This window comes from Hungatella effluvii (genome assembly GCF_003201875.1).
Classification (GTDB): domain Bacteria; phylum Bacillota; class Clostridia; order Lachnospirales; family Lachnospiraceae; genus Hungatella; species Hungatella effluvii.
Genome location: NZ_QJKD01000013.1, coordinates 140,611 through 159,087, shown reverse-complemented (window position 1 = coordinate 159,087; position 18,477 = coordinate 140,611). Strand labels below are relative to the sequence as shown.

Genomic DNA, 18,477 nt, shown 5'->3' with positions numbered 1-18,477 from the left:
CTCTTTTTTGAAAAATACGGTTTACAGAGAAATGGAGTGAATGACAGAATGCAGATAGGAAAAGCGAGTATCAAATTTGAGGAACCTCCGGTCATAGAAAGCATGGCCTCCATCGTAGGAAAGAAGGAAGGAGAAGGTCCTCTGGGAAAGCTGTTCGATGTGGTGGAGCAGGACGACATGTTTGGTGCGGACACCTGGGAGCAGGCGGAGAGCGCGCTGCAGAAGCAGACGGCAGATCTGGCCATTGAAAAGGGAGATATCCGGAAAAAGGATATCCGGTATCTGTTTGCCGGAGATTTGCTGGGACAGTTGATCGCCACCTCCTTCGGAACGGTGGATTTGGAAATCCCGCTGTTCGGACTTTATGGAGCGTGTTCCACCATGGGCGAGGCCCTGAACCTGGGCGCAATGACCGTAGCCGCCGGATACGCGGACAAGATCATCGCAATGGCCTCCAGCCACTTTGCAACAGCGGAAAAGCAGTTCCGTTTTCCACTGGCCTACGGGAACCAGCGGCCATTTTCAGCTACATGGACGGTAACAGGCTGCGGAGCCGTTGTGGTATCGAAGCATAAAAGCGAGGGCATTGCGGCTATCACAGGCATTACCACGGGCCGAATGGTGGACATGGGATATAAGGATTCCATGAATATGGGAGCTGCAATGGCGCCGGCGGCGTTCCATACCATCGAACAGAACTTCGAAGATTTCGGTGTGGATGAATCTTATTACGACAAGATTATCACAGGTGACTTAGGAGAAATCGGACGGACCATTCTCCTTGATTTTATGAAGAACAAGGACCACGTGCTGGAGGAAGTCCATACAGACTGCGGAATCGAGATCTACGATCAGGAGACCCAGGACACCCATGCGGGCGGGAGCGGCTGCGGCTGTGCGGCATCCACACTTTGTTCTTACATCCTTCCCAAGATCAAGGATGGAACCTGGAAACGGGTGCTGTTTGTACCGACGGGAGCGCTGCTTTCCACGGTCAGCTTTAACGAGGGACAGCCGATTCCGGGTATTGCACACGCAGTTATGCTGGAGCATATCGGTTAAAACAAGCCTTTGGCAGAAAGGAGATAACGATGGAATTTGTAAAAGCATTTCTTGTAGGCGGAGTGATCTGCGCCCTGGTTCAGATCCTGATGGACAACACAAAGCTGATGCCGGGCCGGATCATGGTGTTGCTGGTAGTGAGCGGAACAATTCTTGGCGCTCTGGGCCTCTATCAGCCGTTTGCGGACTGGGCAGGCGCCGGAGCCACAGTACCATTGCTCGGATTCGGTAACACGCTTTGGAAGGGCGTGTGGAAGAGCATGGGAGAGGACGGACTTCTGGGAATTTTTGAAGGCGGCTTCACCGCCAGTGCGGTGGGAATCTCGGGAGCGCTGATCTTTGGGTATCTGGGGTCGGTGATTTTTAAGCCGAAGATGAAATAAAAAATGCGAAAGGCTATAGGATTCAATTTCTATAGCCTTTTTGTAAGTCCATCCTGTTGATATCTGCATTTAAATTGAGTTGCCAGACCATTTCCAACAACGAAACCATAATTCAACTAAAGTGCGTTTCCTTATGGATTTAATATAGATGGTATCAGATAAATGGATGAGCTCAAACAAGGCAGGCGTATCATCACTAGCCATAAATTCCTTTGTCAGAATTCTTATGGTAACGCTGTCTGGTTCATTTTTTATTCCGCATTTTATCGTGCTTTCTGATTCTGTGTATATTTTTTTATATAACCGATTTATTTTTTCTTTCCGATTAAAAAGTATTGTCTTTTCATGTATCATTTTAAAATTATGAAGCCGCTTCATAAATGAATGAGATACATTAATACGGTTCAAGGTTTGCTTCATGATTTACTCCCTTCTTCATGCCCATATTCAAAAAGATATCGGTGATGCTCTGTTCTCGCCATATCATCAGGAATTCTAAATACCTGATGGTGACCGGAGATCGAAAGGTAACATTTTGCAGCTTTTTCTGTAACCAGACAGCAGATTTTTGCTTCAGACAGGGATCTGCCGCAGCAGACGGGGGCATGATTAGCAATCAGGACTGCATTTTGCTGACCGAGTGCATGAACGGTTTCTTCAGCAAGTGCGAGGTGTTCTCCCGCTCGTATATATTTCTGTGTAATAGGGATTTCGCCTCCAATTAATTGTGTCATCTCTTCTAAGATGGGCGGAATAGAATGGCCGGAAGCACACATGGCTGAAGCATAGCAGGGGTGACAGTGGATAATAGCCTGAATGTCAGACCTTGCCGCATAAATTAGCCTGTGAATGTGCATCTCTGATGTTGGAGCCCTGAATCCGGATATTTTCTTTCCTGCCATATCAACAATGACGAGATCTTCCGGAACCATTTCTTCATATTCAACACGGCTGGGCGTTACTAAGATAAGATTATTGTTCAGACGAAGACTAACATTTCCCCACGTACCGATTACCAGCTCCTTTTCTTGCAGCCATAAGCAGGTTTCAATTATCAAATTTCTTTCCCTAAAATAGTCCATATCATTTTACCCCCTATTCTTTCTTTTATCCTTATTATTTATCATAATACAAAAAAAGTCAAGAATAATAATTGGAAAACAAAAATAAAATATTGTAAAATAAAACGTCGTGTGATAATATGAAAGTATCAATTGGAAAACAAATAATAAAAGGAGGAAAACGTAAATGAAATATGGAATTGTGTATGCATACTGGTCCAAGGATTGGGAAGGGGAGTATATAAAAACAATTGAGCGGGCAGCCAATTGCGGCTTTGATGTACTGGAAATTTTTACTCCCCTGCTTCTTACGCTTCCACAGAAGAAATTAGAAGAAGTAAAAGCAGCGGCAGAGGAGAGAAAGATAGAATTGAGTTTTCTCATCGGACTGGGAAAGGATCATGATATTTCATCAGAAGATGATGGTGTGCGCAGAGCCGGAGTTGAATATTTGAAACAGATATTAGAAAAGGTACACTTTTTAGGCGGGAAAAATTTTTCAGGGATCAATTATTGTGCATGGGCGGATTTCTCGGAATATGAAAGAAAAGCAGAAAAAACAAAATCCAGTATAAAAAGCCTGAAGGAGCTTGGGAAGGTAGCGGAAGAATATGGCATTTCCTATAATCTGGAGATTACGAACCGGTTCGAAAATTTTCTGCTTAATACATCAGCAGAGGCAGTCGATCTCGTCAAAGAAGTGAACAGCCCAAATGTCAACATTCTTCTTGATACATTCCACATGAATATAGAAGAAGCCTCAATGTATGATGCGATCATAGGAGCGGGAGAAAAGCTTGGTCATTTCCATGCAGGGGAAAACAACAGAGTGGTTCCATATGGAGGGGGTATGATGGCCTGGGATCAGGTAGCTAAAGGATTAAAGGAGATTGGTTATCAGAAAACCATTACCCTGGAACCGTTAGTCAGGACAGGAGGCACTGTATCGAGAGACAGTAATATCTGGCGGGATATGACAAATCAGGCAGATGATAAGAGAATGGATGAGATGGCGAAGGAAGGACTCGCTTATATCAAAGGTCTTATGGAATCATGACTGTCAGGAGGGGCAGATGGAAAAATACATAATAGGGCTGGATTCTGGTACATCCGGGATTAAAGCGGTTCTTTTTAATACGAAAGGGGAAGAAATCATGAAACAGGGATTCCCTTTAACCGCTGTCTGTGAACAGGAAAATTGGTTTGAAGAAGATTTAAATGAGATATGGGAAAAAGCAGTATGCTCTGTTCAGGCTATCACAAAGAAATTCGGTGGTGATTCTATCACAGGAATCGGAATTACAGCACAAGGAGATGGAGCCTGGCTGATTGACGAAAAAGGAGAGCCTGTCAGAAGAGGCTGTTGTTTCTGCGACGGAAGAGGTCATGAAGAATTTGAACAGTGGTCGGCAGACGGAACAGCACGGACTGTCTTTGAACAGTCAGGAACGCGGATTTTTACGGGCAATCAGCCCTGCGTTATCAAATGGCTGGATCGCCAGGAGCCCGAAAGCCTTAAGAATGCAAAGTATATTATGCATTTAAAGGATGCACTGTTTTATCGATTGACAGGACAGGCAACAACGGATGTGACGGATCAGTCCCTGATATTTTTAAATATGGAAACTGGCGCCTATTCCAGAGAACTGTTTGAGGCGTACGGGCTATTGGAGTATATGGAAAAATATCCAGAAGTAAAACCGTGTATTGAAAATTATGCGCGCATCAGAAAAGATATGGCATCGCTTTTAGGTCTTAACGAGGAGGTAATCGTATCTGGTGGTCCGATGGATGTGGCGGCCTGCGCAATAGGCGCTGGTGTGCTGGAAACTGGTGAATGCTGTAGCATTATGGGAACGGCAGCGCTTCATGAAATGGTCGTCAGTGAACCATGCAGGGATTCCGTATATGCAGGAATGACAGTATTCCACGGCTGCAGCCAGAAGTGGCTGAGACTAATGGCATCTTTGGCGGGTACACCAAACCTGGAATGGTTTCTAGGCCTTTTTGGGAGTCAATTTGAAACGGAAGCACAGGAATTGGGACTGAGCTTATATGAGTACGCACAGCAGCTCGCAGGAAGCGTACCAATCGGTTCAGCTGGTGTTCTTTATCATCCATACCTTTTGGCAGGCGGGGAACGGGCTCCCTTTACGAATCCGGATGCCAGAGCAAGCTTTACCGGTTTGTCGGTAAGAAATACAAAAGCAGATTTGTTGAGGGCAGTTTATGAGGGCGTTGCATATGCAATGCGCGACTGCTATGATCATATGCCGGGTGAGATTAAAAAAATAACGGTTTGCGGCGGTGGTTCGGCCAGTGATATGTGGTGCCAGATGTTTGCGGATGTTCTGGGAAAAAAAGTAGTGACGGTGCAGGGCGGCGAACTGGGAGCAAAGGGGGCCGCTCTGACCAACATGGTGATACAGGGAGTGTACAGCAGCCTGAAGGAAGCCGCACTATGTACAGTTCATGAAAATAAGAGTTATATGCCTGATATGAAACGCCATGTGGAGTATGAAATGTATTTTGAACTATATCAGGCAACATACCGCGGCCTGGAAAAAAGCTGGAAACTAAGATGGAAACAAACTTGTGATAAAAAGGATTGTATGCTAGAATAAAATTAAATTATTTAGGAAAGGTAAGAAATGCTGGGGTCAGTATTTCCGGATGCAGCAGATGACGAAAGATGCTCGTAGAAAACAGATATTAGATATTATAACAACTACAAAGGCGGTAACCAGTAGTGAATTGAGCGCTTACTTTCATGTGACGGAGGAGACGATACGCAAAGATCTGACGTATTTGAGCGGAGAAGGATTGATTATTCGAACATTTGGTGGTGCGACGGCCAAAGAGACGAATGAAAGCTCGCTGGAGCAGAGAAACGTTTACAATTATCCGCAGAAGAGCGCAATAGCGGCGGAGGCTTCCAATCTGATTCAAAAATCGGACTTAATAGTTATGGATGCGGGATCTACCACCAGTGCGCTTGCTAAGTGTATACCAGAGAATTCAGAAGTAATCGTAATCACAAACTCTCTGGATATTTCAGTCATTCTGTCACAGAAGGCAGGTGTTACCCTAATTTCTACAGGCGGCAAGCTTAATACAAAATCCATGTCGTACCGGGGTGACATGGTGAAGAATGCAATTACGCTGTATAATATACAGAAGGCTTTTATTTCCTGCAGTGCTATTGACATCGAACGGGGAATTATGGATACGAATGAGGAGGAGGCAGCGATTAAGCAATGCATGATTGCCGCTGCCGGTGAGGTATATTTGCTTGCTGACAGTTCCAAGTTTAATAAGATCGCTCATATTACGACCAGCGGTTTTGAAAAGATTACCGCTATTTATACGGACTGCGGAATTGACCCGCAGACAGCAGATATATTCCGGGCAAAAGGGATTTGCCTGAAAATTGTAGAATAGCATGGTACGTTAGCAGGATCATCTTGTATGAAACAGATGATCCTGCTATTTTTTATTTCATACGAGAAAAGTTTGTCCTATGAAATAAAAATCATCCGGGAGCTGCGCACTCCGCGCTAAGGTAATATGGCCGCTGAAGCGACTGCGCTCCGGCGTGCAAGTTCGGCTTGCCAGACTCTTTGTGCAATAGAAAAAGCTTTTGTTCTTAACAAAGCATTCTAAAAACAGAATATTTTTCTTTGAAAATTGGAAAACAAAGATTTAGAATTGTAAAATAGAAAAATAATGTTGACTTTTGCAAAAGTACGATATATAATTTTAATAACAAGAGAATATAAAGTGGAAAAGGAGATGGATATTAGTTGAATGAGCTGCAAATGTTATATTGTGAACAGATCGAAGAAATTGTTGAAGTGTGCAGACGGTCCGGAGAACTGGGGTTTGGAGCGGCGTCTGGAGGTAATGTGTCTTTTCGGGTAGCAGAGAACGTGATATTAATTACACCTACCGGAATTATTAAAAGGAACATTGTTTTCGATGATATCTGCATTGTCAACCTGGAGGGGCAGGTACTCTACGCGAAAGAGGGGCGAAAGCCAACCGGAGAGATGTTTATGCATTTATACTGCCTGAAAGCGAGGCCGGATGTATCAGGTATCATGCACGCGCATCCACCTTACGCAATCGGCATGTCTTTAACGGAGGAAGGTCAAAAAGCGATGCTTCTGCCATTGCTTCCGGAATCTATGACACAGTTAGGACCTGTATTTACAATTCCCTACGTTCAGCCGAACGGAGAAGAGCTGGGGCATTCCTTTGAACCATATATTCAAAAATCCAATGCTTTCATTATGGAGAATCATGGCTGCCTTGTATGCAGCACCAATGGTGTTCTGGATACTGTTGAATCAGTTCAGGTGCTGGAAAGCCTGGCAAAATCCTTGTTGGCAAATAGAATTATGGGGGAAGATATCAGAACCCTTACCAATGAAGAAATGGAAGGCCTGGATAATTTGCTTCTGATCAGAGGAGAGCATATGCCGGGAGGAGAGAAGCAGTTTGCCGGAATGAAAGATATATTTGACAAGGCATAGATGGAGGCATTCGTAATGGATGATAATATTTCAATCCTTCGAAACGGAATCTCCCGGCAGATGATTGGGGTTGGTACATATAAGGCTTCTGCCGAAGGCTGTATGAAAGAAATCATTCATACGGCATGGAAACTTGGTTACAGAGGAATTGATACTGCCGAACATTACGGCAATGAAAGTGAAATTGGAGAAGCGCTTCGTACCTGTAATTATAATCGTGAAGAGCTGTTTCTTACCACAAAGATATGGAATGAGGATCATGGTTACGAAAAGGCCATTAGGGCATTTGAAAAAAGTGAACAGCGGTTGGGAACAACGATTGATTTACTCCTGATCCATTGGCCCTGTCCGATGAATGGACTCTATGAAGAAACCTGGAAAGCGCTTCAGGATTTATATGCAGAAAAGCGTGTAAAGGCAATCGGTGTAAGTAATTTTAAGATTCATCATCTGGAAACGCTTAAGAAGCTGGGGGGAGAGATTCCCATGGTCAACCAGATTGAGATGCATCCATTTTTTATTGATTGGGAGATGCTTGATTACTGCAGGAAGAATGATATATGCGTGGAGGCATGGAGCCCGCTGCTTCGGGGAGCAGAGATATTTCGTAATCCGGTAATAGAAGCGGTAGCGTCACATTATGGCAGAACGCCTGTTCAGATAACACTTCGTTATCTTACGGGGTTAGGAGCCAGAGTGCTGGTCAAGGCTTCTAATCCGGACCATGCCAGACAGAATCTGGATATATTTGACTTTCAGCTAACAAAAGAAGATATTGAATTAATGATGACTCTCAACACAGGGCGCCGCTATTATCAGGACCCGGATGAATACTATTTGTAATGAAAAGAGGGATGAGGGTGAAAACACTTCATATGCTTGCCTGCGATATGGGAGCCAGTAATGGCAGAATCGTATATGGCAGACTGGAAGACGGAACGTTAAAAATCAGGGAGCTGCATCGGTTTGTAAATCGTCCTGTACGCTTGGGAGGCGTTCTTTACTGGGATTTTTTGCAGCTTTTCCAGGAGATCAAGAATGGACTTGCAGCTGCCGCGAAGGAAGGTTTGCCGATTGATACGATGGGGCTGAATTCCTGGGGAAATACAATAGGGCTTCTCGACTGTCAAGGAGATTTGCTGGCTCAGCCGTACCACTACAGGGACAGCAATTCGCATTGTATTCTTGCATCAATGCAGAAAGAAATTCCTAAGGATAAACAGTTTACGATGACTCTTTTTAAGCCTATGGATATTCAGCCGACTGTATTCTTAAAGTATCTGGAGATGAAAAAAGCAGAACTTCTTTCTCAGACGGATACGATTCTGATGATATCTGACCTGTTTAATTACTTCCTGACCGGAGTGAAGGCTTCGGAAATTACAATGGCCGCCACCTCACAGCTTCTTGATATACGGTCGGGGAAGTGGAATCATCATTACAGAGAGATGCTCGGAATTCCGAACTGCTTTCCAGATATTATATTAAGCGGTACGCCGTTAGGTAATCTGACAAAAGAGATCATATCTGAAACAGGGATATCAGGGAATCTCCAGGTCATCGCGGTGGCCGGTCATGATACAGCCGCAGCATCTGTCTGCGCAGATATGGAGCATAAGGCGGAAAGCTTATATTTGAGCTGCGGTACCTGGTCATGTATGGGCTGCCTGATCGACGAACCAATAGAAGACCTGTCTCTGATCCGGTATGGACTGACCAATGATCTTTCCTTGTATGGGAAAAGAAATCTAAGATTTAACCATACAGGATTATGGATTCTGCAGGAGTGTAAACGCGAATGGGAGCTGCAGGGACAGAATTACAGCTGGAGTGAATTGACGGATATGGCGAATGAGTCAGAACCGTTTCATTCGTTTATTGATACAGAGGCACAGGACTTTTTTGGAGAAGGCAGGATGGCAGAAAAAATAAAGGCGTACTGCAGAAGAACTGGACAGAGCATTCCGGAATCAGTCGGTGAAATTGTGAGAAACGTTTGTGAAAGTCTGGCGCTGAGATACCGTTACAGCAGGGATTGTCTGGAGCTGTATGCGGATTGCCGGTTCCGGAAATTACAGTTTTTAGGAGGCGGAAGCCGAAATGAGCTTTTGTGTCAATCGACTGCAGATGCGTTGGGGATCATGGTTGCAGCCGGGCCGGTGGAAGCTTCTGTAACTGGTAATTTTATCCAACAGGCAATAGCTGCCGGTATGATACAATCAATGGAGGAGGGACTTCGGATTATAGAGAGAACCTGGGAGTGTAAAACATACCATCCAAATGCAGTCAGGGAGAATGAATGGGAACGGATTTATAAAAGGATGAGTCCAGTATTTGGCTGGCTTCCGATCGTGAAGGGAGAAGGGAATGAGAGAAGTTCTGCAAAAATACAAGAGAGAACTTGATGAAATGGTTGAGGTGTGTATTAGGGACGGTCAATTGGGATATGGAGCCAGTGTTGGCGGAAATTTGTCTTACCGTGTAGAAGAAAATCTGGTTCTGATTACCCCAACCAAGACCCCAAAGAGAAAGATTACTGCAGATATGATTTGTGCAGTTGATATGGAAGGAGATGTCCTATACGCGCCGGAAGGAAAGAAGCCGACCGGGGAGGCGTTCATGCACCTTCATATTATGAAGAAACGGCCGGAGATCAAATCTGTTATGCATGCCCATCCGCCGCTCTGTATAGGAATGTCTACCTCAAAAGAAGGGAAAAGAGCTATGACGCTGCCTTTGATACCAGAGGCTATGATGCTGCTCGGCCCGATTCTTACGATTCCTTATGCGGAGCCGAATGCAAAGGCGCTGGGCTACGTATTTGATCCTTATGTGGCTGATGCAAATGGTTTTATACTGGAAAATCACGGAGTCGTGGCAGTAAGCCGGTCCTGTGCGCGGGATACAATTGAATATATTCAGATCATGGAGTCGATGGCGGAGTCGATTTTAACTGCGAAGCTTATGGGAGGGGAACTGAAGAGTCTGACAGAGGAAGATATGAATGGCCTGGATCGGGTGATAAAGGATTTGAAATGGGAACTTCCGGGAGCTCCGGGGCGCTACCATACCCTTTCAGAAGCCTTTGACCGATGAAACGGGAGGAGACAGATGATGGAAGGTACTTACATAAAACTGTCGAATGTCAGTAAAACATTTCCGGGGGTGAAGGCGCTTGACGGAATTGAACTGGAAATAAAGTATGGAGAAGTACATGCTCTGGTAGGAGAAAATGGTGCAGGCAAATCAACCTTAATAAAGATTCTGGCAGGAAATTATCAGCCTGATGAGGGCGCACTGATCGAGATCGAGGGGGAGAAGATATCTGGCCTGACACCAATGGAAGCGATACGGCGGGGGATCATTGTCATATATCAGGATTTCTCTTTATTTCCTAATTTGACTGTAGCGGAAAATATCTCTATCAGCAATCAGCTTGAGAAAAAAGGGAAACCAGTGGACTGGAAGGAAATGAGGGAAACTGCAAAGCAGGCTCTTTCAGCCCTTGGAGTGGATATTGATACAGATACGATTCTGGAAAACTTGTCGATAGCCAAACAACAGCTGGTTGCAATATCAAGAGCGCTGGCTTGCAAGGCTAAGCTGATCATTATGGATGAACCGACATCGACCCTGTCTGGAGGAGAGGTAGAGTTGCTGTTTACTATCATAAAAAACCTACAGGCAAGAGGGATATCAATCCTTTTTGTAAGTCACAAACTGGAAGAATTGTTTAAGGTATGCAGCGTTTTTACTGTAATACGTGATGGCCAGTATATCGGTACTTATCCAAAAGAAGAGATGGACAACGAAAAGTTGATTAAGCTTATGGTTGGAAGAAAAGTGGAATTTAACCATCAAAGTGCAAAGCAGATAGGAGAAGCAGTCCTCGAGGTTAAGAATTTATCCAAAGAAGGGAATTTTAAAGATATTTCTTTTGTACTTCATAAAGGAGAAATTCTTGGAATTACCGGGCTTGTGGGAGCAGGAAGAACAGAAATAATACAGGCCATCTGCGGAATTGCCTGTGCAGATTCCGGTGAGATATACATAAAGGGAAAGAAGGTACTGATCCGTTCCATGGAGGAGGCGGTAAAATATGGAATCAGCTACGTACCTGAGAGCCGTTTGACAGAGGGTCTTATCTTAACAAAATCAGTAGAAGATAATATTGCAATTACAGTACTAAAACGTTTGAGGGGAAAGAACCGCCTGATCAGCAGGAAAAAAAAGGAAGATTTGGCAAAGGAGTGGATCGAAAAATTAAATATCAAACCAGGGTATTCCGACATGGAGGCACAAAAACTGTCCGGAGGCAATCAGCAGAAGATTGTTGTTGCTAAATGGCTGGCGTCAGATCCATCGATCCTTATTGTGGATGAGCCCACAAACGGAATTGATGTGGGTGCAAAATCAGAAATACATGATCTGCTCCGAAAACTTTCCGACCAAGGGATGGGAGTTATTATGGTTTCCTCTGAATTGACTGAAATCCTCTCAATCAGCGATCGCGTACTCGTCGTAAGGAGAGGAAGAATCAATGGGCGGTTTGATGGGACTGAAGCATGTCAGACTACCATTATGAATGCGGCAATCTTAAAGAATGAAAAAGCGAAGGGGGGACCAGCCTCATGAAGAACGTATTAAAGCACAAAGAAATGGGCCTGGTGATCATCCTTGTGGCCGTAAGCTTTATCATAACGATTAAAAATCCGGCGTTTTTAAGTGTAGATAATATAATGAACATATTAAAGGGGAATGTGGTTCTGGCTATCGTGTCACTGGGGATGCTGCTGGTTATGATTACAGGCGGTATCGACGTATCAGTAGGGGGCATTATAGCGGCTACTACGCTTTTTGTTGGCAATTTTATGGTCTCTTATACTGGAAATGTGATACTTTCTTTTTTTCTGGGTATGGTGATCGGTTCATGCATGGGAATCTTAAATGGTCTTCTGATTGCTTTTATCAAACTGCCTCCTATCGTTGAGACCCTGGGGATGTACAGTATCATAAGCGGATTCATGCTGTATATAACAAAGGGAGCATACATCAATAATATTCCTGATAATTTTCCGGCATTTGGAAGAATAACAGTGCTGAATGTGATTCCGAACGGAAGAGGCGGGATGACTGGGGTACCGGTACAGATTCTTATCCTGGCGGCAGTCGTTGTTCTTACTCATATAATTATGAAATACACCAAGGTAGGAAGAGGCATTTTTGCAATAGGTGGGAATCGGTTGTCGGCTGAACGCCTCGGTTTTCATGTTAAGAAAATCACAGTATTTGTATATGGTTATATGGGGTTTATATGCGGGACTGCGGCGATGACCCATGTATCTATATTAAAGCAAATCGATCCGAACGCATTTAATGGATATGACATGAAGGTGATTGCCGCAGTTATTTTAGGCGGTGTGAACGTTATGGGAGGTGAAGGCAGTATAACCGGCACATTGCTGGGAGTTGCGTTATTTGCAGTCATAAATAATGGCCTGACACTCATGAAGGTTTCAAGCTACTGGCAAAAGGTTATATTGGGCGTATTTATGGTATTTTCAATCTGTTTTGTGGTGATTGGGAAACGCCGTGCCGGAAGACATTTGGCTAAAGTAGATATCGAGGAGGGGTGAAGATGAAGAAGAATTCTAAAGAAAGAATATTGCTGATTGTTTTCGCCCTGGTATTTATCGCCTTATCCTTCCTGTCTCCAGATAAGTTCCTGACAGTGACGAACATTCGGTCCATGGCGTTTCAGCTTCCCGAATTTGGTATTCTGACGCTTGCAATGATGGTGCCCATACTGACAGGTGGTATTAACTTATCCCTGGTTACGACTGCTACCCTTGGCGGTGTCGTATCGGCAACTGTGATGGCCTCCCTTTATAAGCAGAACTGGAACGAAACACTCATCATCATGATCGCTGTTTTAACATCGGTGGCGGCCTCTGTTCTATGCGGTATCATCAATGGGTATGTGGTATCGTATATTGGGGCAGCCGCTATGATGGCAACACTTGGTACTTCAACATTGTTTGAAGGAATTGGTCTCTATATTTCAAAAGGAAATTCCATTTCCGGTTTTCCGGCTGCCTTCTACTGGATCGGCAACGGTACAGTTTGCGGGGTACCGGTACCTATGATCGTGTTTGGTCTTGTGGCTGGTGTCACATGGCTTCTTCTGGAAAAAACTGCCTGGGGACAGAGCGTTTATATGGTAGGCTGCAACAGAAAAGCGGCATCCTTCTCAGGTCTTAATGTGAACCGCATCATGATGAAAGTATATATGTATTCCGGGTTTTTAGGAAGTCTGGCTATGTTAATCATGATGTCAAGATATAACTCGGCCAGAGTTGATTATGGGTCATCTTATCTGATGCAGGCTGTAGCGGCATCTGTACTGGGAGGAACCATGATTACGGGGGGATACGGAAAAGTGGGGGGAGTGGTGATCGCGGTTGCTATACTGCAGATCATATCGAGTGGATTTAACATTTTCGGACTTGACCGTAATCTGACTACAGTAATTAATGGTGTGATACTGATCGGTGTGCTCACATTGAATTTTTTAAATGAATATCGAAAAAGCAGATAGAAATATCGTAATATTGGAAATCGAATCTTAATCATGAGAGGATAAAAGGAGAAGGAGAATTCATATGAAAAAAAGATTACTTGCAATGGTTTTATCACTGTCAATGTGTGTCTGCGCCCTTTCAGGCTGTGCGGGAAAAAATGAGGAAAAAACACCGGATGGGACTGCTAAGGCGGCAGCAGAAACAACTGCTGAGAAAAAGGAAGAGACTCCTGCAGCAGAAACGAAAGCAGAAAGCGAAGAGAGCGCACAATCAGCAAAAGAGTATAATATAGTGGTGATGCCTAAGGCTGTGGGACTTACGTATTTCGAAGCGGCCAGAGCTGGTGTGGAAAAAGCAGATAAAGAGATCGATGGTGTCAATGCTGTATTTACGGGACCAACAGTAGCGGATGCAGCAGAGCAGGTAAAGATGATTCAGGATTTAATCAGCCAGGGAGTAGATGCGATCTGTGTATCAGCAAATGATGCAGATTCCCTTACCCCGGTGCTTAAACAGGCAAAGGAAGCAGGAATAAAGATTCTGGATTGGGATTCTCCTGCGGATCCGTCTGTGGTAGATTTATCGGTGAAGGAAATTGATTATAAGACGTATGCAGAGGCAAACTGGGATGCACTTGTGGAGTCGATGGGGGAGGAAGGCGAATATGCAATTCTTACGAGTACTCTGACTGCAGGAACGTGTAATGAATGGATCAAGTTCGGTTCCGATTACGCTGCGGAAAAATATCCAGGGCTCAAGCTTGTTACAGATCCGGTTTGTACAAACGAAAGTGTTCAGGAAGCTTATACAAAAACGCTGGATTTAATTACTACATATCCAGACTTAAAGGGGATTATAGGATTTAGTTCACCGGCACCCATTGGAGCAGGCCAGGCAATATCCGAAAAGGGACTTCAGGATTCGATTGCGCTTGTAGGTTCAGCGATGCCGAATGATGCGAGGACTTACCTGCACGATGGCTCTATCGATACGGTTCTTCTCTGGGATCCGGCAAGACTTGGCTATATTACGGTTTATCTTGCAAAGGAAATTCTGGATGGAAAGACACTGAAAGACGGTGATATGGAAGTGCCAGGTTTTGGTACGGTTACGATTCAGGGAAATCACGTGATTATGGGAGCACCTTCTATTTTTACGGATGAAAACGTTGACGATTTTAATTTCTAGCATATAACATGATGATCCTCTCTGATTGTTTAAGATAAAAGGGGTGCCGCACGAATATGGTGCGGCACCCCTTTTATCATTCATGTTTACTGCGCCCCCGGACTCACCTGCACCGGAGATCCTATAGTAGGTGCAGGACTGGTCTGTGCATTTGGCGACACATAGCCAGGTCCGTAAGGCAGTGTTCCCGGTGCTACCGTCTCCGGCATTCCGGTATCGTCCGTAGGCGGGATAATGACAGACGCCTCAGTGTGGATCGGGCAGTAGCCCGGCATTGCAAATACGGAATCGTCCGTGGTACCTTCTTCGCCGGCCGGCAGTGCCATGAATACGGCAGTCGTCCGTTCCGGACAGAATGGGGTGGGCAGGCAGTGAGATTCCGCACACACTGTGGCTCGCACATGGTTGTTGCATACGTCCGTGGGAACGGTACCCTTGGCGAAATATTCCGTATATACCGCATTGCCTCTCGGATCATTTGTACAGACGCCGGCAACCGGAAGTTTTCCTGATTTACGGCAGATCTGTGCGGTCTCCACGCTGTCCGGAACCGTAAATCCGGGATCGGACATTCCTTCGTGTACACGGGTCATAATCTTTTTCCAGATGGCCTTATGGAAGGTCGTTCCGCCGTTCTGCTTGGTCAGCTTCTGGTTGCTGTCACAACCGCCCCAGATTCCGGCGGTATAGTACGGAGTATATCCGACGAACCAGATATCATTGTTGGAAGTAGTCGTTCCGCTCTTGCCGGCATTGGACATGCCGGGAATATTGGCCGACGAGCTGGTGGAGCTGGGGCCGGCGCCCGGACGGGCAAACTTTCGGCTGCTTTCCATGGAATCCGCCATGGCATCCGTCAACAGGAATGCCGTGGAATCTTTTAACACGCGGTGGGTCTCAGGCGTATTGTCGATCAGCACCTTGCCGTCGTGATCGATAATCTTCGTAAAGAACACCGGCTTCGTGTAGACGCCGCCGTTGGCGATAGTGGCATAGGCCGCCGTCATCTCTAAGTTGGACACGCCGTCGGTGATTCCGCCCAGGGCCAGAGCCGCGTTGTAGTCCGTATCGGTCAGCGATGTGATGCCGAAGTTCTTCGCGTATTCCACACCGAGCTGCGGTGTAACGGTCTCCATCAGACAGCGGACCGCAATGACGTTCATGGAATAGATGATACCGTCCCGGATGCTGGAATAGCCCTGATAACCGGAACTGTACCAGTTGGAGAAGGTCTTCTTGCCAACCGTGAAAACCGAATCGTAATAGACGGTTCCCAGCGTCGCGCCGCACGTATCCATGGCGGGGGCAAATGCGGTCAGCACCTTGAAGGTGGAACCGGGCTGACGGAGGGTGTTGCTGGCACGGTTTAAAGTAAGACTTGCCGTCTTTTCCCCGCGCCCTCCGGCGATGGCCTTTACCTGCCCCGTCTTCTGATCCATGATCACGAAGGAGGCCTGAGGCTGAAGCGTCTTGTGAAGGGATTCACCGATGATGGTGTCGCCTTCTTTTAAAATACTGTTCTTGTAATTATCTATATCGGCCTGTATTTTTTCTTCGCTGTCGTACAGACCGTCATAGCCGCTGTCCCCGTTATCACGGTGGTAGCGTTTTAAATTCTCTTCCGAGTAATGGGTGGTGGTGCCGTCTGCTCCGGTGACGGAAAGTCTGTATTCGATGGAATAGCGGGCCGCCGAATAGTTATCGGGGTTGTTGATCTCCTCATCAACGATGGACTGAATCGTGGGGTCCTGTGTCGTATAGATGGAGAGGCCGCCGGAATACAGCATGTTGTGGGCCTGGGTGTTGGTGTAGCCAAGCTTTTCCTTCATGGCATCCTGCACCTGTTCCACCAGCTCGTCCGTGAAATAGCTGTAAGGTGTGGAAGTCTCTTTGGTGACGATCTCCACATCCTGAATCCTGGAATAGACGTCGTCCGCCAGCGCTTCCTCCTGCTCTTCCTTGGAGATATAGCCCTGATCCACCATATACTGCAGGATAACCTTCTGCTTGTCGGAGTTGGCCTTCTGTCCGGTAACCGGATTGAATTTTGACGGGTTCTGGGTGATGCCCGCGAGCACGGCGCATTCGGACAGCGTTAAGTCGGACACCTCTTTATTAAAATATCTCCTTGCCGCTACCTTGACGCCCAGAGAATTCTTTCCCAGGTTGATCGTGTTTAAGTAGTTGGTAATAATCTGCTCTTTTGACATGGCGCTGTCCAGCTTGACGGCCAGATACCATTCCTGCATCTTCCGTTCCAGCCGTTCCCCGAAGCTCTTCTCCATTCCCCCGCCAAAAACGCTGTTTTTAATCAGCTGCTGGGTGATGGTACTTCCGCCGCCGGCAGAGGAATCGCCTGTCAGCACGCCTTTTACCGCACGCATGATGGAGCGCAGATCAATTCCGTTGTGCTCCCAGAATCTTGCATCTTCATATGCTACGAACGCATTGATTAAGTTCTTGGGCAGTTCGTCGTAGCTTGCCTCCTCACGGTTGGAACCGGCGGTGACGAGAGTCTCGGTCACATTGCCGGCACTGTCATACACTGTAGTGGCGTATTCGTTTGGAACAATGGTTGCGATATCGACGTCAGGAGCATTGTCTATGATTCCTTTAACCATGCCAAATCCGATACTCCCGGCGACTACCAGGCAGAACAGGCACAGCACGAACAGACTTTTTAAAAAGGCAAGAAAAACCCGGCTGGTGTATTTCTTCGCTTTTGAATTGACGGATTTGATCTTTTTCTCCGTCTCATGTTTGCCATAGTTCATAGGAAACCTCCTTTACCGAATCATTATACCAGAGATTGAAAATCAATTCAACACTTACTAGTTTTGGAAGAAAATGCAAAGATTATACGTGGAACAGAAAAAAGAGTGATGAAAACGTGCTTGATTAAGTCTGGATTTTTACCTATAATTATGAAAAAAGAAATACGCTGAAAAGGAAAAAAGAAACGAGGAATCCTATGAGAAATCCATATAAGATATTATACCAGGGCGGAACCGCTGAAATTGTGGAGAAGAAATCCAGATTCATTGCGTCTCTGCGCCCCGTCAAGTCGGAAGAGGAGGCGCTTCTGTTTCTGGAAGAGACACGAAAAAAGTACTGGGATGCGCGCCATAACTGCTACGCCTGGGTCATCGGAGAGAACGGGGAGCAGAAGCGGTGCAGTGATGACGGAGAACCCTCCCAGACTGCCGGCCGCCCCATGCTTGATGTGCTGGAAGGCGAAGGTATATGCAACGTCTGTGCTGTTGTTACCCGTTACTTCGGAGGAACCCTGCTGGGAACCGGCGGATTGGTGCGGGCCTATTCTTCCGCTGTCCAGGAGGGGCTTAAAAACAGTACCGTGCTCTCTGTGATGCCTGCGGTAAAGACGGCTGTCACTACCGATTATAATGGAGTCGGCAAGATTCAGTATCTGCTTGGACAGAGGGATATTACCATTCTGGACAGCCAGTATTCAGACCAGGTGATGCTCACGGTGCTGATCCCGGAGGAGCAGAAAGACCGGATGCTTGCGGAGCTGACTGATTTAACCAATGGAAAGGCCGGGATCGAGGTACAGGACGAGGTGGCTTTTGGTATTCTGGATAAACATGTGATTCTGTTGGATAACAGGTAAAGTACGGCGAAAAATATAGAATAAATGAAAATAAAA

The 18,477-nt window shown here is 45.8% G+C and carries 16 protein-coding genes; 14 read left to right on the top strand and 2 right to left on the bottom strand.

The window, feature by feature from the left end; genetic code table 11:
• The first annotated feature begins 48 nt into the window (after positions 1 to 48).
• On the top strand, positions 49 to 1,062 hold the full coding sequence (gene spoVAD, locus DFR60_RS22050) for a stage V sporulation protein AD (RefSeq protein WP_110324872.1): 1,014 nt from the start codon (positions 49 to 51) through the stop codon (positions 1,060 to 1,062).
• Between the two features lie 29 nt (positions 1,063 to 1,091).
• On the top strand, positions 1,092 to 1,445 hold the full coding sequence (gene spoVAE, locus DFR60_RS22045) for a stage V sporulation protein AE (protein WP_002600319.1): 354 nt from the start codon (positions 1,092 to 1,094) through the stop codon (positions 1,443 to 1,445).
• A 416-nt stretch (positions 1,446 to 1,861) separates the two neighbouring features.
• Here spoVAE and DFR60_RS22035 read toward each other — a convergent pair whose 3' ends face one another.
• Positions 1,862 to 2,527: a class II aldolase/adducin family protein gene (locus DFR60_RS22035; RefSeq protein WP_110324818.1), complete on the bottom strand. Its 666-nt coding sequence runs from the start codon at positions 2,525 to 2,527 to the stop codon at positions 1,862 to 1,864.
• 166 nt (positions 2,528 to 2,693) lie between these two features.
• On the opposite strand from DFR60_RS22035, the gene DFR60_RS22030 reads away from it, so the two are divergent.
• From DFR60_RS22030 to DFR60_RS21980, 11 genes are all read left to right on the top strand, one after another.
• Positions 2,694 to 3,563, top strand: coding sequence for a D-psicose 3-epimerase (locus DFR60_RS22030; protein ID WP_110324817.1), 870 nt, complete (start codon positions 2,694 to 2,696; stop codon positions 3,561 to 3,563).
• A gap of 16 nt (positions 3,564 to 3,579) precedes the next feature.
• Entirely contained in the window at positions 3,580 to 5,130 is a 1,551-nt protein-coding gene (locus DFR60_RS22025; protein WP_110324816.1) for an FGGY-family carbohydrate kinase, read from the top strand.
• A 58-nt stretch (positions 5,131 to 5,188) separates the two neighbouring features.
• A complete protein-coding gene (locus DFR60_RS22020) occupies positions 5,189 to 5,947 on the top strand; it encodes a DeoR/GlpR family DNA-binding transcription regulator (RefSeq protein WP_167437682.1) in 759 nt (252 codons plus the stop codon).
• 377 nt (positions 5,948 to 6,324) lie between these two features.
• Entirely contained in the window at positions 6,325 to 7,041 is a 717-nt protein-coding gene (locus DFR60_RS22015) for a class II aldolase/adducin family protein (protein WP_110324814.1), read from the top strand.
• Positions 7,042 to 7,056: 15 nt separating this feature from the next.
• Positions 7,057 to 7,884: an aldo/keto reductase gene (locus tag DFR60_RS22010; RefSeq protein ID WP_167437681.1), complete on the top strand. Its 828-nt coding sequence runs from the start codon at positions 7,057 to 7,059 to the stop codon at positions 7,882 to 7,884.
• 17 nt (positions 7,885 to 7,901) lie between these two features.
• Entirely contained in the window at positions 7,902 to 9,446 is a 1,545-nt protein-coding gene (locus DFR60_RS22005; protein WP_167437680.1) for a rhamnulokinase, read from the top strand.
• Positions 9,409 to 10,137: a class II aldolase/adducin family protein gene (locus DFR60_RS22000; protein ID WP_110324811.1), complete on the top strand. Its 729-nt coding sequence runs from the start codon at positions 9,409 to 9,411 to the stop codon at positions 10,135 to 10,137. Before DFR60_RS22005 ends, DFR60_RS22000 begins: the two co-directional genes overlap by 38 nt.
• A 69-nt stretch (positions 10,138 to 10,206) precedes the next feature.
• Entirely contained in the window at positions 10,207 to 11,676 is a 1,470-nt protein-coding gene (locus DFR60_RS21995; RefSeq protein WP_243005144.1) for a sugar ABC transporter ATP-binding protein, read from the top strand.
• The gene (locus DFR60_RS21990; protein WP_110324809.1) at positions 11,673 to 12,677 is read left to right on the top strand and encodes an ABC transporter permease; all 1,005 of its coding nucleotides are present in this window, start codon (positions 11,673 to 11,675) and stop codon (positions 12,675 to 12,677) included. Before DFR60_RS21995 ends, DFR60_RS21990 begins: the two co-directional genes overlap by 4 nt.
• Positions 12,678 to 12,679: 2 nt before the next feature.
• Positions 12,680 to 13,639: an ABC transporter permease gene (locus DFR60_RS21985; protein WP_110324808.1), complete on the top strand. Its 960-nt coding sequence runs from the start codon at positions 12,680 to 12,682 to the stop codon at positions 13,637 to 13,639.
• A 64-nt stretch (positions 13,640 to 13,703) separates the two neighbouring features.
• A complete protein-coding gene (locus DFR60_RS21980) occupies positions 13,704 to 14,810 on the top strand; it encodes an autoinducer 2 ABC transporter substrate-binding protein (RefSeq protein WP_110324807.1) in 1,107 nt (368 codons plus the stop codon).
• Positions 14,811 to 14,896: 86 nt separating this feature from the next.
• Here DFR60_RS21980 and DFR60_RS21975 read toward each other — a convergent pair whose 3' ends face one another.
• Positions 14,897 to 17,584: a transglycosylase domain-containing protein gene (locus DFR60_RS21975; protein WP_110324806.1), complete on the bottom strand. Its 2,688-nt coding sequence runs from the start codon at positions 17,582 to 17,584 to the stop codon at positions 14,897 to 14,899.
• 197 nt (positions 17,585 to 17,781) lie between these two features.
• Between DFR60_RS21975 and DFR60_RS21970 the strand changes: the two genes are divergently transcribed.
• Positions 17,782 to 18,441, top strand: a complete 660-nt coding sequence (locus DFR60_RS21970; RefSeq protein WP_110324805.1) for a YigZ family protein — start codon at positions 17,782 to 17,784, stop codon at positions 18,439 to 18,441.
• The last annotated feature ends 36 nt before the right edge of the window (positions 18,442 to 18,477 follow it).

Coding starts and splice junctions, on each gene's coding strand:
- DFR60_RS22010 (WP_167437681.1), top strand. CDS start 7,057: ATGGATGATAATATTTCAATCCTTCGAAACGGAATCTCCCGGCAGATG.
- DFR60_RS21970 (WP_110324805.1), top strand. CDS start 17,782: ATGAGAAATCCATATAAGATATTATACCAGGGCGGAACCGCTGAAATT.
- DFR60_RS22035 (WP_110324818.1), bottom strand. CDS start 2,527: ATGGACTATTTTAGGGAAAGAAATTTGATAATTGAAACCTGCTTATGG.
- DFR60_RS22020 (WP_167437682.1), top strand. CDS start 5,189: ATGACGAAAGATGCTCGTAGAAAACAGATATTAGATATTATAACAACT.
- spoVAD (WP_110324872.1), top strand. CDS start 49: ATGCAGATAGGAAAAGCGAGTATCAAATTTGAGGAACCTCCGGTCATA.
- DFR60_RS21975 (WP_110324806.1), bottom strand. CDS start 17,584: ATGAACTATGGCAAACATGAGACGGAGAAAAAGATCAAATCCGTCAAT.
- DFR60_RS22025 (WP_110324816.1), top strand. CDS start 3,580: ATGGAAAAATACATAATAGGGCTGGATTCTGGTACATCCGGGATTAAA.
- DFR60_RS22015 (WP_110324814.1), top strand. CDS start 6,325: ATGTTATATTGTGAACAGATCGAAGAAATTGTTGAAGTGTGCAGACGG.
- DFR60_RS22000 (WP_110324811.1), top strand. CDS start 9,409: ATGAGAGAAGTTCTGCAAAAATACAAGAGAGAACTTGATGAAATGGTT.
- DFR60_RS21990 (WP_110324809.1), top strand. CDS start 11,673: ATGAAGAACGTATTAAAGCACAAAGAAATGGGCCTGGTGATCATCCTT.
- DFR60_RS21980 (WP_110324807.1), top strand. CDS start 13,704: ATGAAAAAAAGATTACTTGCAATGGTTTTATCACTGTCAATGTGTGTC.
- DFR60_RS21985 (WP_110324808.1), top strand. CDS start 12,680: ATGAAGAAGAATTCTAAAGAAAGAATATTGCTGATTGTTTTCGCCCTG.
- DFR60_RS22030 (WP_110324817.1), top strand. CDS start 2,694: ATGAAATATGGAATTGTGTATGCATACTGGTCCAAGGATTGGGAAGGG.
- spoVAE (WP_002600319.1), top strand. CDS start 1,092: ATGGAATTTGTAAAAGCATTTCTTGTAGGCGGAGTGATCTGCGCCCTG.